Origin of the sequence: Nocardia vermiculata NBRC 100427 (assembly GCF_001613265.1) — a bacterium.
GTDB classification, from domain to species: Bacteria; Actinomycetota; Actinomycetes; order Mycobacteriales; family Mycobacteriaceae; genus Nocardia; species Nocardia vermiculata.
In genome coordinates this window covers 51,539-65,117 of record NZ_BDCA01000018.1, presented here as the reverse complement: position 1 = coordinate 65,117, position 13,579 = coordinate 51,539, and the positions used below count along the sequence as shown (strand labels likewise).

At 62.5% G+C, this 13,579-nt stretch carries 9 protein-coding genes; 4 read left to right on the top strand and 5 right to left on the bottom strand.

All coding sequences use genetic code 11. The features are described 5' to 3' along the window. Positions 1 to 12: 12 nt before the first annotated feature. The 3 genes from NV2_RS19140 to NV2_RS19130 form a co-directional block, all read right to left on the bottom strand. A complete protein-coding gene (locus tag NV2_RS19140) occupies positions 13 to 1,221 on the bottom strand; it encodes a cytochrome P450 (RefSeq protein ID WP_373863590.1) in 1,209 nt (402 codons plus the stop codon). Positions 1,222 to 1,293: 72 nt separating this feature from the next. Further along, positions 1,294 to 2,505 (bottom strand): glycosyltransferase, encoded by a 1,212-nt coding sequence (locus tag NV2_RS19135; RefSeq protein ID WP_157102972.1) that lies wholly within the window; start codon positions 2,503 to 2,505, stop codon positions 1,294 to 1,296. Between the two features lie 44 nt (positions 2,506 to 2,549). Continuing rightward, entirely contained in the window at positions 2,550 to 3,329 is a 780-nt protein-coding gene (locus tag NV2_RS19130; RefSeq protein WP_067876065.1) for an IclR family transcriptional regulator, read from the bottom strand. A gap of 582 nt (positions 3,330 to 3,911) precedes the next feature. Here NV2_RS19130 and kstD point away from each other — a divergent pair. Next, positions 3,912 to 5,615, top strand: coding sequence for a 3-oxosteroid 1-dehydrogenase (kstD, locus tag NV2_RS19125; protein WP_067876301.1), 1,704 nt, complete (start codon positions 3,912 to 3,914; stop codon positions 5,613 to 5,615). A gap of 69 nt (positions 5,616 to 5,684) precedes the next feature. Here kstD and NV2_RS19120 read toward each other — a convergent pair whose 3' ends face one another. Together NV2_RS19120 and car are read right to left on the bottom strand one after the other, a co-directional pair. After that, positions 5,685 to 6,053 (bottom strand): nuclear transport factor 2 family protein, encoded by a 369-nt coding sequence (locus NV2_RS19120; RefSeq protein WP_067876062.1) that lies wholly within the window; start codon positions 6,051 to 6,053, stop codon positions 5,685 to 5,687. Between the two features lie 24 nt (positions 6,054 to 6,077). After that, positions 6,078 to 9,578 (bottom strand): carboxylic acid reductase, encoded by a 3,501-nt coding sequence (gene car, locus NV2_RS19115; RefSeq protein WP_067876059.1) that lies wholly within the window; start codon positions 9,576 to 9,578, stop codon positions 6,078 to 6,080. A gap of 172 nt (positions 9,579 to 9,750) precedes the next feature. Between car and NV2_RS19110 the strand changes: the two genes are divergently transcribed. The 3 genes from NV2_RS19110 to NV2_RS19100 all read left to right on the top strand — a co-directional run bounded on the left by NV2_RS19110 (position 9,751) and on the right by NV2_RS19100 (position 13,575). Further along, entirely contained in the window at positions 9,751 to 10,947 is a 1,197-nt protein-coding gene (locus NV2_RS19110; protein WP_157102971.1) for a hypothetical protein, read from the top strand. Between the two features lie 39 nt (positions 10,948 to 10,986). Next, a complete protein-coding gene (locus tag NV2_RS19105; protein ID WP_067876054.1) occupies positions 10,987 to 12,180 on the top strand; it encodes a cytochrome P450 in 1,194 nt (397 codons plus the stop codon). Between the two features lie 102 nt (positions 12,181 to 12,282). Continuing rightward, on the top strand, positions 12,283 to 13,575 hold the full coding sequence (locus NV2_RS19100; RefSeq protein WP_157102970.1) for a cytochrome P450: 1,293 nt from the start codon (positions 12,283 to 12,285) through the stop codon (positions 13,573 to 13,575). Positions 13,576 to 13,579 lie beyond the last annotated feature (4 nt).

The following is a 13,579-nucleotide window of genomic DNA, read 5'->3' as shown; positions in this document are numbered from 1 at the left end:
CGTTTCGCTCGATTATCGGAAGGACGACGATGACGTGGCTGTCGGTAGCCGCACGGCAGTGCCGGTGAGTGACGCACTGACCACGCTGTGCACAACGACCACACACATCAACTGCGCCAGTGACGCTCCTGCGCAGCGGTGAACGCCCACTCCGAACGGGTACAGACCGGCCCGGGCACCGCCGGAAGGTTCCGGACGATCCGGGTCGTAGCGGTCCGGATCCGGGAAGAACTCGGCCGATCGGTTGTGCGTGGACAACGAGATCACGAGCCGATCGCCGGGTTCGATCGTTGCGCCCAGCAGTTCGAAAGGTGCGGTAGCCAGACGAGTCACCGCCCACACCGGCGGGTCCAGGCGAATCGCCTCTAGGACACAGCGCCAGGTCAGAGTGTTCGACAGCACGGCTTCGGAGGGAAGCACACCACCGTCGAGCCCCAGGGGGCCTGCTTCGGCGTGAATCGCTGCGGGCAGGTCGGCAATGGCTGCCACCTGCTGACAAGCCGATGCACAGGCACGGCCGACCGTCTCGGTCACGACCATGAACGAGGACAGCAGATGCGTTACCACCTCGCTGTCGGAAATCAGATGTGGACATTGTCCGGCTGCCGCTTGCAGGCGACGCACCAGCGGTGACTCTCCCTGTCGCACAACCTGTTCTGCAAATGTTCGCACTTCCTCGCGGGCGCGCAGGTACTCCGATCCCGCGAGGCTGCGCCGCGATCGCGCCTTACCGGCCACGGCGAGCAGCACCGACATCATCCGATCCATGGACTCAGATTGCGCATCGCTCAGCTCGATGCCCATCAGAGCAGCGAAGAGCTTGTGCGCCAGCCGCGTGGTGAGATCACCCAGTGCGGTCGGACCGGCATTGCCCGCGGCGGCAATCTCCTGTCGTGCGAGTTCGGACAGTTGCGTGCCGGTGTGGTTGTCGACGGCCCCGCGAGAGAACCCGGGTGCGATCAAGCGGCGCAGATCATGATGCACCTCACCGTCGGAGGCGAGAAGGGTATACCGCCCTCCCAGCTCCTGCGGAATGATCGACAGCGCTTCGTCCTGCCGGAGGGAATCGATTGCCACCCTACTGCCGAGGAACTGTACGGCTTCGGGTCCCGCCAGACCCAACGACTCTCCCTTTCCGACCGGAAACCGGAAAACCGGACCATATTGCGCATAGGCAACTTCGAAGAGCCGCCGCGGATCCGTAGCATATTCCGACAGCATGGCAGTGGGAATCAACGGGGGTTGCATAGCATTGTCCAACTTTCTATCCGTCGACAGCGCTTACCCGGACAATCAGAAGTAACGTGACACTATTTCCGACGGATCATCCTGAGCCGCTATCCGCGCCGCAAGCGAAGCGGCTGCTAAGCTGTACTCCTCGCGGTCGAGAATCCGCATCAGGTTATCCGAAAGTTCATCGTACCCGAAGTCTATATCGTCCATAACAAGACCAGCACCGAATTCATTAACAATTCGTTCGGAATTCAATCCGGCTTCCGCTGTGAACGGTATGCACAGCTGCGGCACACCCTTGACCGCTGCAGTCATCACCGTTCCGGCAGCACCGGTGTGCACGATACAGTCCGTTTTATCCAACACACCCGCGAGTGGGACGTCCACCAACAACTCGACATTCTGCGGAAGCGGATCCAGAAGGCTTACCTGCTCGGCCGGCATCATGAGCCGCACATCCACCGGGATCCTACCCAAGAACTCGACGATCCGATTCAGGATAAAGGAATCCGCACCGAAGAGCGCGTCCAGAAATCGCGACCAGATAAGGCATACCGAAGGACGCCTGCCGCGGGCCGACTCCGCTCCCTCGTCCGCGCCGTTGTAGGGGATGTAACGGACCTTCACCGACAGTCCGGCATCGTTCACCGTGGCCACACCCGGTGGCGTCGGATCCAATACCATGTCGAACGGTGGGATTTCCGTGCCGCCACCTGCAGTCACCATGGCGAAGTAGCCAGAAGTGTCGACGGGCTGGAAGACGACACCGTCGCCGGACTCGCAATTGCCCACCGGACCCCACAGGTGACATACCGACCGTATGCCCAACTTGGCACCGAGCCAGCGGGCCTCGTCACTGAGCGGATCACTCATCACGACATCGGGGTGCCACCGGGTCGCGAAATCGAGGGCATTATCGAAGTTGCCCCGCTGCTCAGCAACAAGGACCGGAAATCTACGTTTCAGATAGTCGTCCTTGTCGAAATCCTCCAGGCAGGACAACGACTCACCGGTAGCCGGGTGTGCCAAACCGTGCTTCGGCATTTCCCCTTTCTCCAGCGCCCGTTGAACATGATGGATACGACATCGCTCGACGATGCTGTTCCCGGACAGAAAATCATGGGCTGTCAACCCTGCCCGCTCCACCGCTGCAGATATTGCCGGCGTGCACCCAACTGCCACTTCATGGCCGCGGCGCTGCAGAGCCCTGGCCAATGGAACCATCGGGTACAGATGAGATTGATAGTCCGAAACGGTCATCAGTACACGCATACAGTTTCCGCCGCCCTCACTACCCTACGAATACCCGGCCGACTCTAAGTACGCCTGCAGGCAGGATCAACGACCGTTTTCGATGAGTGGAAGTCCTCGGTAAAGTGAGCCGCGAACATATCGTCGGCGATCTCACTCGAGGTCTGTCGCAGCACCGCTACCAGCCGCAACTCGTTGCGATGAAACTCGCTCGCCGGTCCACACAGCGAAAGCGCCAGATCGTGCCGAGCACTGTGAGTTCCCAGCGAGACCGCGGCACAACCGACTCCGGCCAGGTACTGACCGCGCTCGTACGCGACGCCGGCAGCGCGCACACGATCCAGCTCGCGGCGCAGGTCGTCGCCGAACGCCGGCCGAGTGCCGGGATCGAGCTGGTCCACGGCGTGGTGGGCCAGCAACGCCTTGCCCACCGCGGTGCGGCATGCAGGCTGGCGACCACCGACCCGGGAGGGCAGGAACCTACCGAACTCGGTGCCGATCTTGTCGAGGTAGACGATATCGAGCCCGTCGAGATAGCCGAGGTGAACGACCATTTTCGTGCGGCTCTGCAGAGCTGCCAGGTGTGGCGCCGCGATCCGGCACAGCTGATTGTTGTACACCGAGGCCGTGCCGAGCTCGAAGATGCGCCGGCCCAGTTCGTACCCGGAACCTTCCAGCCGCACCACCCAGCCGATACGGCTGAGCCTGTCCAGTATTCGATGGACCGAGGGGCGGGGTATGCCCGTCGCCTGAGATATCTCGGTGAGTGTCAGTTGTCCGGCCGTTTCCAGCGCTTCCAGAATGATGTCAATGCGGTCGATCTGAGAAATCGCTTCGCTGACCATCGACTACCTCCCGGTACTCGCCGGCGCACCATGCTGCGCCACGGCGTTTCGTACTGCATGAATGGGCCCCACCCGGTACATCGTGCGCGAGCACCGACCGTGGCACTCCAGCCCAACCGGCTACTCCCCGATCAAGACTTAGCATCACCTAGAACAAGTAGCAATACTCGCGCCGTATCGGACGAGTCGCTAGCGGCTTTCACACCGTTGCAGGATTGCGCAAAGGTCGCCACCACGTCGGAGCAAACCCCCCTCGAACAGGATTGACATCGGACTGCCCGTGACCAATAGTACTCATCGCAGCGGTTCGCCGTCTGCACATCCGACGAATTCACCTGCGACCAGCGACATTTCGGCAAAACCTCGAGCCATACGCGACGACGCATCCATCGGCCGTCACGCCCCGGCCGACCGCCGACATGACTACATTCGAGAGGTCCACAGAGAGGCAACGCCCCGGCAATCTGAGCAGGACAGCGGCCGAACAAAAATGTAACGTGTTCTAGAAACATAGGGTAGCGTGCCCTCGGAGGGGGCCACCCGTGAGTTGTGTGGAGGGAATCAGTGAACGACTCTGACGAGATGCCATCGGAGCCCGCGAAGACGTTCGACGTCATCGTTGTAGGTTCGGGAGCGGCAGGCATGAGCGCGGCCATCACAGCGGCCCGGCACGGCCTGAACACCGTAATCGTCGAGAAATCTCGGTATTGGGGCGGTTCGTCCTCCCGGTCGGGCGGCGGCGTCTGGATTCCCGGAAATTCAGTGCTGCGGCGTGAGGCACCGGCCGACACCCCTGACGCGGCACGCGAGTACGTTCGTTCGATCGTCGGCACCGACGTCGATCCCGCATTGATCGACCAGTATCTGAACCGTGGCAGCGAGGCCCTCGACTTCATCCTCGAGAACACACCGCTGCGTCTGGAGTGGGTGCGTGACTACTCCGACTACTATCCGGAGGCCCCGGGCGGCCGGTCCACCGGGCGCTCCTGCGAACCGAAGCCGTTCGACGGCAACAAACTCGGCGCAGACCTGGCGACGTTGCACCCTCCGTACAACAAGAACCCGATGAACGTGGTCATCAAACAGGCCGAGTACCGCTGGCTGAGCACCGGACTGCGGCACTGGCGGGGGCCGGTCAAGGCTTCCCGGGTCGCGGCACGGCTACTGCTCGCCCGAATTCGCCGACAGCGGCTGCTGGGTTTCGGTGCTTCGCTGATGGGACAGATGATGCTCGGCCTGCGAGCTGCCGGAGTCCGACTCGAGCTCGGTACCCCGCTGGTCGGACTGGTGACAGCCGAAGATCGGGTGACCGGCGTACGCGTCGAGGTCGACGGTGAGTCGCAGATCTGGCACGCCGAACACGGTGTCGTGCTCGCCTGCGGTGGTTTCGACCACAACGCCGAGATGCGACAGCAGTATCAGCGCGCCCCCATCGGATCGGACTGGACCACCGGAGCGGCAACGAACACCGGTGACGGCATCAACGCCGCACTCGAGATCGGGGCGGGAATCGGCTTCATGGAGGACGCCTGGTGGGGGCCCACGATCCCATTCCCCAGGGGGCCGTGGTTCGCGCTCTCCGAGCGCTCGCTGCCGCGCAGCATCATCGTCAACGAGCGTGCCGAACGCTTCATGAACGAATCACTGCCCTACGTCGAGGCCGTTCATCGGATGTACGGAGGCGAGAACGGTCAGGGTGAAGGACCGGGCGAGAATATTCCGGCGTGGCTGGTGTTCGACCAGAAGTACTTGAACCGCTACATGTTCTGCGCGGTTCCGCCACGCAGCCCGCTTCCCAAGAGCTGGCTCGAGAGCGGCACGGTCGTACGCGCTTCCACCATCGAGGAGCTCGCCGCGAAGATGGGGGTTCCCGGTGACCGGCTCGCTGCGACGATCGCCCGATTCAACGGCTTCGCCCGCTCCGGCACCGATGCTGACTTCGGCCGCGGTACAAGCTCGTACGATCACTACTACGGTGACATCACCAACAAACCCAACCCGAGCCTCGGTGAGATCACCGATGGTCCATTCTACGCGGCGAAGATGGTTCCCGGCGATCTCGGCACCAAGGGCGGGGTCACCATCGACTCGTCGGGGCGCGCACTGCGCACCGACGGCTCGGTGATCGAGGGACTCTACGCCGCGGGCAACACCAGCACACCGGTCATGGGGCACACCTACGCCGGGCCCGGCGCGACCATCGGACCGGCCATGGTCTTCGGCTATCTCGCGTCCCTCGATATCGCCGAACGAGCGGGCCGGCGCAGCGCCGTCGCCGCACGCTGACCCCGCGCTTCGGTCCCGGTTCGTGCCGGTGCGGTTCGGCGAGAACCCTGAACCGCACCGGCACCGCCGTCACTGCTCGGCGTCGTTATCCGTTGTGCCCCAATACGCCTTGATCGAAGTGACCCGGCCGTCGGAGTCGAACTCCATCACGCTGATGGCGCCGATCGTGATCACCTCACTCGTGCTCGTCAGAGCCATCGCGGCGGCGGATCCGTGCGAGGCTCGGACAGGCGCATCCAGAGTCAGTTTCGATTCGAATGTCATCGCGAATTCATAGAACTTGCGCAAGTCGTCGAGACCGACGACGGGCTCGTTTCCGTACGGATCCTCCACCACGGCATCAGGGGCGAACAATGCGAGGATGCCGTCGACATCGCCGGCATTGAAACTATCCAGGTAGCGACGGAGTACGTCCTTCATCTCCAGTTCAGTGGGCATCTCGTGCAGTTCCTTTCCGGTAGCTCACAGGAGCGCACGCCGACGTAGGTCATCGGCGTACTCGAGAATGAGATCTGGTGTGATCCGTGGAATTTCGCCATGGTCGCCGATTCGCTGGGCACGAACGCCCGCAACGAAGGCGGTGGCCGGCAGCGCGGACCCGGCGACGGGAGTCTCCGGGTTTCGATACGAGTCGAGCAGCGGCAACAGTGAGTTCTGCCGGTGTTCCCCGCTGAGCCCCGACAGTACGACAGCAACTCGCTCGACCCACACCGCGTAATCGTCGATGCGAGTGATGCGGAAACCGGCGTCGATCATCCAGTCGACGAACGAGTCCAGGTCGATGCCGTCGTCGTGTGGATTGACCACGTGATAGGTCCGGAAATCACCCTGGGCCTTCCGCGCGAGCGTCACCATTGCCTCGGCAACGAAATCCACGGGCAGCCCGTCGTAGTGCGCCCGGACAGATCCCGGCCTCGTCGAGTAGAACGTCGCGGGCGCCAGCCCCGTCGTCAGCACGCCATGGAGCAACCGGGTGAAACGATCACTCACGTTCACCTGTCCGGGATAGTGGCGATGCGCCAGGATCATGGCCGACCGGAACACGGTGACCGGTAACCCGTATCGGTCGTGCGCGTCGCGCAACAAGACTTCCCCGGCCCACTTACTCGTGCTGTAGCCCGTGGCGTAGTTCGCGCGATCGTCCGGAGCCGGGTTCCACTGCCGCACATCACTGTCCTCGTCGAACACTGTCGATCCGGCAACGGCCGCCACACCGACTGTGGACACGTAGCTGAACCGTTTGCGTCGAGAGGTGATCGCGAACCGGATCAGCTCCGCGGTCCCCACGGTGTTGGGACCGAACAAGTCCTCATAGGGCAGTACATGATTGACCAGCGCTGCCGCGTGCACGACCGAATCGACCCGGCATGCGAGTTCGTCCCAGATCCGCGGTGGCAGGCCCAGCTCCCGCGCCGTCACGTCACCGGCCACCACCTCGAGCCGGTCGACGGACAGCTTGCGGAATTGTTCGGCGAGAGGGGGAGTCGACTCGAAGGCCGATTCCAACCGAACCCGGGCATGCTCCGCATCGTCTCCCCGCACCAGGCAGATCAGCGTCCCGCCGTCGCGCTGGAGCCGAGATAACCATTCCAAACAGAGAAATCGGCCGAGGAATCCGGTGGCTCCGGTCAACAACACCACGTGTGGCGCGGCGGTCGGCGGCGCCGCCGATTCGGCGGCGCCCAGGGCTGCGGGGGCGATGAATTGGTCCAAGACCAGGTCCGCGGCCCGCACATCCGCTGGTGATCCGTGTACGGATTCGAACCGGGGCCCGTGCATATCGTTCGAAGAACGCTGCCTCTGTACGTAGTCGGACAGCCGATCGAGGTCGATCGTGGGGTCGATCACCAAGGCCACCGGTACGTCGACGCCGTACAGTTCGCCGAGCTGTTTCGACAGAGCTACAGCTGTGAGCGAATCACCGCCCATCTCCACGAAGCGGACGTCTCCTCGCAATGTTGCGGCCGGCGATCCGAGCAGAGCAGACGCGACACGACCGACGATCTCACGCACCGGCCGAAAACGGACTTGCGCTTGTATCGAACGCAAAGCTTGCCGCTCGGCGTGCTCGAGGTCGGCGTACATCTGCTGGAGCGAGGCGCCGTAGCGCCGAACCAGTTCGGGACGCAGTAATTTCCCCAGTCCAGACAGCAGTGCGTTGGCTACTGCGAACGGTTCGGTTTCGATCAAGACATCGCGTGGGATCTCGTACGGACGCAGGTCGGCGACGGCCGCGGCGGTACGCAACGACTTCGTCACGGCCTCCTTCAACTCGGCCGGATCGCAATATTCGCGCAGCGCCGACCCGGTCGGCACCACGACGGCGAGCAGGTAGGCACGCTCACTACTGCCGTATACGAAGATCTGCCGGACCCACCGCGCGGTCGCGAGTACCGCCTCGACCCGAGCGATCGTGACGAATTCCCCCTGAGACAGTTTCACCACATTGCTGCGCCGGTCGATGTAGGTCAACCGGTCCGGCCCGATCTGCGCCATCACATCGCCGGTGTGGTAATAGCCGTCGGAATCGATCATTGTGGCGCTGAGGTCCGGCCGCTTGAAGTACCCGGGGATCTGCGTGCTCGACTTCACCAGGAGCTCGCCACGTGGATAGGGCCGATCGGTCGAGAAGTAGCCGAGCTCCGGGACGTCCGCCAACATGTAATCGATCACCGGCGGGCGCTGAACCTGGTTGTCGAGCACGATCCCCCCACCCGCTTCGGTCGACCCGTAGCCGTCTCGCAGCGGTACCTCCAGGACGGATTCGATGAACGTGCGCATCTGTCCGGCCAGCGGCGCGCTGCCGAATCCAGCGATGAGCAATCTGCCGCCGAAGAACTTGTCGCGCAGGTTCTCACGGACTTCCGCTTCCAGGCGGGATACGTCGATCTCCTCGGCTGAACGGCGGTTCAGTTCGTTGTGATAGGTCTGTAGCGCCATATCGCACAGCCTCGGTACCAGAGTCAGCTCGGTGGGTCTCACCAGCGCGATGTCGTCGAAGATCTGTGACAGATCGCTCGCCGCAGTGAAGTAATTGGTCCCGCCCCGTGCCAGCACTCCGAACAGCGTCATCCGGCCGCCGATATGGCTCAGCGGCATGTAGTTCACCGTGATGGCCGCCCCGGCACCGGGCCCGACGAGCCAGGCACGTAAGCACAGCCGCTCCGTGTACAGCGCACCCTTGGGGCTCCCGGTGCTGCCCGAAGTGTAGATGAGCAATGCCAGCGGGTCGTCGCTGTCGGAGTGGGAAAACATCGCAGGCACCGGGTATCGGGCCCCACGTTCGACCACATCTTCAAGCGTGTCTAGGATTTTTCCGTTGTCCAGCATCGAGGCGGCGGATTCGATCCGCTCTCGCTCAGCATCGTCACCGGGACAGCGATCGAATACGATGAGCCGTACCGACTTCGAGAGCCCGTCGCCGATTGCCGCCACCGCTGTTTCCAGCAAGTCGGGTGTTACCGCCAGAATTCGCGGCTCTATCTCGGCGAGATAACCGCGAAGTTCTTCAGCTCCCGCGGTCGCCGGCAGCGGCGCCACGACGGCGCCCAGATAGATGCACGCCAGGTCCAAGGCCACGTAGTCACTGCTGGTAAAGCCGACGATCGCGACGAAATCGCCCGGCACCAATGCTATTTCCGGGTCGTGATGCCATGCGCCGGCGATCGCGCGGACGCGTTCCCAGAGTTCGCCGTAGGTAATGGTGTCGAAGCGAGGTAGTAAGTGTGCCGCACACCGGCCTGTCGCCGGGTCCACGGTGTACTCGAACGCCCGGCGACCGAGCGCAGGTCGCTCGGCGTAGCTGGACATCACCGTCTCTACGACCTCGGCCAGATGCAGCCCGGGCCGGCGGATCTCGGCACTGACCGACTCGACAGCCATCGCGGCCCGCACCTCGGGATCACCGGAGTAGACCTCCATCATCCGCCTCGCTACCGCATCTTCCCGAGGGTCGCTCGACATCAATCAATCTCCTACTTCACGTTTCGACTGTGTAGGCACGAGGCGCCGACTCTTATCCATACTCACGATTCCGATCCGAATTTCGACACCCGCTTCCGCTCTGCGGAATCGACCCTGGCCGACCGGATCCGGCGGCCTCTACCGTGAAAAAGCTTGACCCCCGAGGTGATCGGTGGACAGATCCGAAATGCATCTGATACACAAGAGCGAATTACTGGCAACAGCACTGGAAGCGGTCGATCTATCGCAGGTTCGCATGGTCGACACACGACGGTACAAGGCAACCTATCCGACATCTGAAGAGGCGAATACCGCAACGTGGCCGAAGCTGATGAAACTACTTCCGGTTCTTGCCACCACTCGAATTCCAGCGACCGAAATCAGCGCCGCAGTGGTCGCAAAATCCATTACGTGGAGCGATCAGGATGTCAATATCTACATCGGGGCAGAGGGGCGCACGCTCCGCTCATTTCTCGACCTCGACACAGCCGATTTCGAATCCGTATTCGATTGGCATATTCGCGTCGCGAGATCACTGGCCGACTCGAAAGGAGTGACGGTCCACGTATCCCACGGTTTCAACCCGTTCGACTCGATGCCGGGCCTCCACTCCATCCGGGATCAGCTGCACACCCACATCCACATACCGTGCGACGCGACCCGCCGCACGGTACCCCTGGACCAAATGACCTGCTACGAGCAGCTGGAATTGATCGAGCCATTCACAAAGGTGTTCGATGACCGAGCGCGGTACTACGCCACGGCCGGGCACCTGATCGGCCCGGTCGAGGCACGCACGGGTCACTTGCGCCTCCGGGGAGGGCCGGGCTCGCTCATCGGGATCCACGGGTTGCTCAGCGACCTGTACCAGGTGTACGAATCAGCGTCCCGTACCCTGACCGCCGGTGACACGGAGGCCGCCACCGGACATTCCCGATACATTCCACGTCCGCAGCCGGAACGCCTTGCGCGAATGGCTGCCTTCATCGACCGGAACTCGGCCTGGATTTCGACAGAATCGGTCGATCTATTGCGATATCTCGCGATCAACGTGGTCGATGCGGCACCGCGCACCGATCCGCGTTCCGCAGATTTCCGAAGCCCCGCGCAAGCCTGGCTGGCCAAAGGCCCCTGCGGTGCTTTCAACTTTGTTGTCGAGCCCGGATCGGATGATTTCTGGTTCGATTTCGCGCCCCGGGTGATAACCACCTCGCCAGCCACCAAGATATTGGGGCGAGGTCCGACTCTGATCACCAAGAACCAGGGTCTCGCCACCCCCAACGAAGAAGGCGTTATGGACACTTTTCAACACCAAGTAGTGTGCGCCGTCCACTCCGTCGCCCACCTTCGAGCCTACAAATTGTCGTAACTGCGAATAATTCGCACATCGAGAGCAGGGCCCACATCTATGACATCGATAACATTTCCGAGTTCGGACAACCGATCCCTCGATATCGACCCGGCATTCACGGGGTTGACCGGCGACCGGAAGATCGCCAAGGCTCAGTTCCCGTTCGGAAAGTCTTGCTGGGTCGTCGCCGACCATGCGGAGATCCGAAGGATCTATTCCAGTGACGCGTTCACTAGAAATATCCCGATCCCCGACGACGCACCACGCGTCACCCGTGCGGTCATCGCCCGGCCCGGATCGATCGGAGGTTCCGAGGGAGCAGCACACGGTCACGCTCGCCGCATCCTACGAAGAGTTCTGTCCCGAGAATTCAATGCCGCGATGGAGCCTGTGATCACCGGGCTGGTGTCCCAGGCCCTCGACGATATCGAGGCTGCCCCGCCTCCACATTTCGACTTCGTTTCGGCGCTCGGCGACCGGATTCCGATGGCCGTGCTGTGTCACATGCTCGGCGTACCCGGATCCGACGGCGAAACGCTACGGACGTCGGTGGCGAATGTATTCGCCGACTCCGGCGGGGTCGACGTGGCAGCCACGGAACGGGCCCTGGTCACGCTGGTGCGGTACGTGGCCGAGTTGATCGAAACCCGCCGGCGCGAGCCTGGCACCGACCTGATCTCACAATTGATCGCTATCTCCCAGGACGAGAACACCCCGCTCTCGGATTCCGATCTGTTGGTCCTCGGCATGAGCCTGGTCTTCGCGGGCTACGAGACCACTGCGGTCATATTGCCCAAAGTCGTTCTCTACTTGCTCGAATCACCGGAGCGACTGACGGGGGCTTACCTGGACGATGACCGCTACCTGGACGAACTACTCAGACTGATCTCACTCGGCGGAGGTGAGACGCTCCCCTGGCTGGTCCGCAGCGAGGTATCGGTCTGCGGACAAGTCCTGCAACCGGGTGAGTTCATCGTGCCGATCATCGGTGCGGCAAACCTGGACGACGACATCTTCGACGACCCCACCCGGTTCGACCCGAATCGCAAGAAATGCCCGCATCTTTCATTCGGCTATGCCGAACACTACTGCCTCGGATCGGATCTGGCCCGGATGGAGATCACCGCCGTCCTTTCCGGATTGCGCTCCAGATTTCCGGAAGTACGGATATCCGATGCCGAGAACGCGGTCGTGTGGCGTACCGGTCACGCGCTCTGGGGTCTGCAATCCCTACTGCTCACCACATCGTGATCACATCCGGCCGATCAATCAGACAAGCCTGCTATTAGGGGAAAAGAAGTGATCGACAAGGGAATCGGGGCCGGAAAGCGGCTCCACGAACTCAGAGGAGACATGCTCCTCCTGATCAAATGGGCGCTACGACACGGTGTCGCGCACCTGTATCTGCGACCGAAAGCCACCGAGGGCGACGCCCACGCCCAGCTGTGGTTCGATCCGCTCAGCGCGAAAGACCTTCCGGCTCTTCAGGAAGATATCCGGGCCAGGGGTGAGATCGTCCGGGGCCGCGGCGGCATCGTGATCACCTCACATGGCCTCGCCCGTCAGATCTTCGGTCGGCCGAGAGAATTCACCAGCCCCAATGCAGGTTTACTGATGCCCCCGTGGATGCAGCGGATCTACTCGTATGTGAACACCCATTCGTTCGCCGACCCTTTCGAACCACCGTCACTGGTCGGTTTCAACGGCCCCGAACTCACCCACGCGCGAGCGCTACTGCGAAACCGCCTGTCCCGCCAGGCAGCCGACGTTCTGAGGCCTGAGATCGAGGCGCGCGCCGAGACCTTCAGTGCAGAACTGGCCCACCGGCATGTCGACGGCCGGGTCGATATCGTGCAGCATTACGCCCGAAGACTCTCCCAGGAAATTCTGGCGCTCGCCTTCGAGATCGACTCCAGTGAGTTGTCGGAGGTTTGCGTCCATGCGGAGAAGGTCTCGCACCTGATCGACCTCGGCTTGACGCGTCGGAAATTCTTCGAGCTCGCTCGGTCGAGCGCGCACCTCGATCAATGGACCGATCGACACATCGAGCAGGTACGGCCGGGATCCGGGTCCGTGATCGCTTCCTCGGTCGAGGCCATGCGGGCCGGGACGATCAGCCGGGACCAGCTTCGCCGAACGGTCAATCTGCTGCTCGTCGCCGGATATTCGACGACGATTTCCACCCTGGTCTCCGGAATCAGCCTGTTGATCGAGAATCCGGATCAACTCGAAATACTCACGCACCAACCGGAATTGTGGCCGAATGCGACAGAGGAGGTGCTGCGGCTGGCGGGGCCGGTCATGCTGGTGCCGCGGTACTGCGAAGCCGGTGCCGAGGTGGAGGGCTTCCGGATCAAACCGCAACGACCGTTGTACATGACGGCGATGAACCGGGACCCCGAGCAGTACCGATGCCCCGATCGGATGGACGTTACGCGAGCGAACGCGTCCACCCACTTCGCATTCGGCGGCGGTCCGCATCGCTGTCTCGGCTCGGCCCTGGCACGGGTGGAAATCGAGATCGGGCTCCGAAGCTTCTTCTCCCGATGGGCCGGCGCGTCGATAACCGATGCCGAGCGCGGCACCGCGGTACTCGTGCGGAACTGGGACGAACTGACCGTCCAACTGCCCCACGCGGAGGTGTGACCGG

Excerpts from the sequence above, each read along its gene's own strand:
- car (WP_067876059.1), bottom strand. The coding sequence starts at position 9,578 with ATGTCGAGCGACCCTCGGGAAGATGCGGTAGCGAGGCGGATGATGGAG.
- NV2_RS19120 (WP_067876062.1), bottom strand. The coding sequence starts at position 6,053 with ATGCCCACTGAACTGGAGATGAAGGACGTACTCCGTCGCTACCTGGAT.
- NV2_RS19135 (WP_157102972.1), bottom strand. The coding sequence starts at position 2,505 with ATGCGTGTACTGATGACCGTTTCGGACTATCAATCTCATCTGTACCCG.
- NV2_RS19100 (WP_157102970.1), top strand. The coding sequence starts at position 12,283 with ATGCTCCTCCTGATCAAATGGGCGCTACGACACGGTGTCGCGCACCTG.
- kstD (WP_067876301.1), top strand. The coding sequence starts at position 3,912 with ATGCCATCGGAGCCCGCGAAGACGTTCGACGTCATCGTTGTAGGTTCG.
- NV2_RS19140 (WP_373863590.1), bottom strand. The coding sequence starts at position 1,221 with ATGCTGTCGGAATATGCTACGGATCCGCGGCGGCTCTTCGAAGTTGCC.
- NV2_RS19105 (WP_067876054.1), top strand. The coding sequence starts at position 10,987 with ATGACATCGATAACATTTCCGAGTTCGGACAACCGATCCCTCGATATC.
- NV2_RS19130 (WP_067876065.1), bottom strand. The coding sequence starts at position 3,329 with ATGGTCAGCGAAGCGATTTCTCAGATCGACCGCATTGACATCATTCTG.